This is a genomic window from Clostridium subterminale (genome assembly GCF_039521425.1).
GTDB classification, from domain to species: domain Bacteria; phylum Bacillota; class Clostridia; order Clostridiales; family Clostridiaceae; genus Clostridium_J; species Clostridium_J subterminale.
Genome location: NZ_BAAACI010000014.1, coordinates 1 through 1,814, shown reverse-complemented (window position 1 = coordinate 1,814; position 1,814 = coordinate 1). Strand labels below are relative to the sequence as shown.

Below are 1,814 nucleotides of genomic sequence, written 5' to 3'. Positions count from 1 at the left end.
CGAAGGTTAAGCATCAAGAGGCCGATAGTACTGCATGGGAAGCTGTGTGGGAGGGTAGGTTGTTGCCAGGTCAATATGGCTCCTTGGTCAAGCGGTCAAGACACCACCCTTTCACGGTGGTAACAGGGGTTCGATTCCCCTAGGAGTCACCATATGCAGATGTGGCGGAATTGGCAGACGCACTAGACTTAGGATCTAGCGCCTTAGGCGTGGGGGTTCGACTCCCTTCATCTGCACCATAAGCGGGTGTAACTCAATGGTAGAGTGCTAGCCTTCCAAGCTAGTTACGAGGGTTCGATTCCCTTCACCCGCTCCATTTTGCGTTTTTAGCTCAGCTGGATAGAGCAACGCCCTTCTAAGGCGTGGGCCAGGGGTTCGAATCCCTTAAGACGCACCATATATTGGGATATCGCCAAGCGGTAAGGCACCAGACTTTGACTCTGGCATTCGTAGGTTCAAATCCTGCTATCCCAGCCAATAGATGGTTCACTAGCTCAGTCGGTAGAGCACATGACTTTTAATCATGGTGTCCGGGGTTCGATCCCCCGGTGAGCCACCAAATCCTATTACTTAGTGTAGTGGGATTTATTTTTTTATTTAAAAATTGTACATAATGTAAAATAAATTTTATTTTATTTCATTTTAGATATAAAGTATGTTATCATATAGTAAAATACAATAATGCATAAAGGAGTAGAAATATGGAAAATCAAATATTAGCTTCAGTTAATGGAAAGAATATAACTCAACAAGATGTAGATATGGCAATGACTAGATTTCCACAACAAAATCAAGAATACTTTGCAAGTGAAATAGGAAAAGAGCAATTTTTAGAGCAATTAATAAGCTTTGAATTACTTCATAAGTTTGCTATAGATGAACATTTAGAAGAAACAGAAGACTTTAAATCTCAATTAGAATTATTAAAGAAAGATTTATTAATTCAAGCTGCAGTAAAAAAAGTTCTAGATGTAGTTACAATTTCAGATGAAGAGGTAAAAAAATATTTTGAAGATAACAAAGAGATGTTTAAAGGTGAAGCAAGTGTAAGAGCTAAACATATATTAATTGATAATGAGGATAAGGCTAAAGAAATCAAGGAAAAGATTAATAATGAATTAAGTTTTGAAGACGCAGCAAGAGAATTTTCAACTTGTCCATCAAATTCACAAGGTGGAGATTTAGGAACATTTACAAGAGGTAAAATGGTTCCTGAGTTTGAAAATGCAGCATTTGAATTAGAGATTGGACAAATTAGTGAACCAGTAAAAACTCAATTTGGATATCATCTAATAAAAGTGGATGAGAAGTTACCAGAGGTAATGAAATCTTTTGATGAAGTTAAAGATTCATTAAAATTAAACTTATTAGGTCAAAAACAAAACATGGAATATATTAAACTTATAAACGATTTAAAACAAGAGCAAAAAGTAGAGATATATAAGTAAGAATACTATGAATAAAAAATAACATCATCTATTTTAACAGAGGATGTTATTTTTTTATGTTTATATTATAAACAATGCCATGTGTATCAATATAAGTATATAGAAGAAAATTAGAGTATTTAAAAGTAATTTAAGGATATTCAAGGATGAATACCACAATTTTTAATTTATATATGTATAAAGCATGATAAGATAAGTTTTGTCGCTGAGAGATGCGGCAACAAACAACAAGAACTTAAGAAAAAAACTTCTTAAAAAATGTTGACAGATAAGAAATTATCTAGTAAAATAATAAGAGTCGTCGGAAGTAATCGATGATAATGAAAACCAAATGGTCTTTGAAAATTAAACAGAGAAAAAGGTAAA

1 protein-coding gene and 6 tRNA genes are annotated in these 1,814 nt (G+C 34.0%); all 7 read left to right on the top strand.

The window, feature by feature from the left end:
• The first annotated feature begins 77 nt into the window (after positions 1 to 77).
• The 7 genes from ABDZ93_RS19365 (at position 78) to ABDZ93_RS19335 (ending at position 1,448) form a co-directional block, all read left to right on the top strand.
• A tRNA-Glu gene (locus ABDZ93_RS19365) sits at positions 78 to 152 on the top strand.
• 3 nt (positions 153 to 155) lie between these two features.
• Positions 156 to 239, top strand: a tRNA-Leu gene (locus ABDZ93_RS19360).
• 3 nt (positions 240 to 242) lie between these two features.
• Positions 243 to 316 (top strand) — tRNA-Gly (locus tag ABDZ93_RS19355).
• Positions 317 to 320: 4 nt separating this feature from the next.
• A tRNA-Arg gene (locus ABDZ93_RS19350) sits at positions 321 to 397 on the top strand.
• A gap of 5 nt (positions 398 to 402) precedes the next feature.
• Positions 403 to 477 (top strand) — tRNA-Gln (locus tag ABDZ93_RS19345).
• A gap of 6 nt (positions 478 to 483) precedes the next feature.
• Positions 484 to 559: transfer RNA gene (locus tag ABDZ93_RS19340), tRNA-Lys, on the top strand.
• A gap of 142 nt (positions 560 to 701) precedes the next feature.
• The gene (locus ABDZ93_RS19335) at positions 702 to 1,448 is read left to right on the top strand and encodes a peptidylprolyl isomerase (RefSeq protein WP_343828163.1); all 747 of its coding nucleotides are present in this window, start codon (positions 702 to 704) and stop codon (positions 1,446 to 1,448) included.
• Positions 1,449 to 1,814 lie beyond the last annotated feature (366 nt).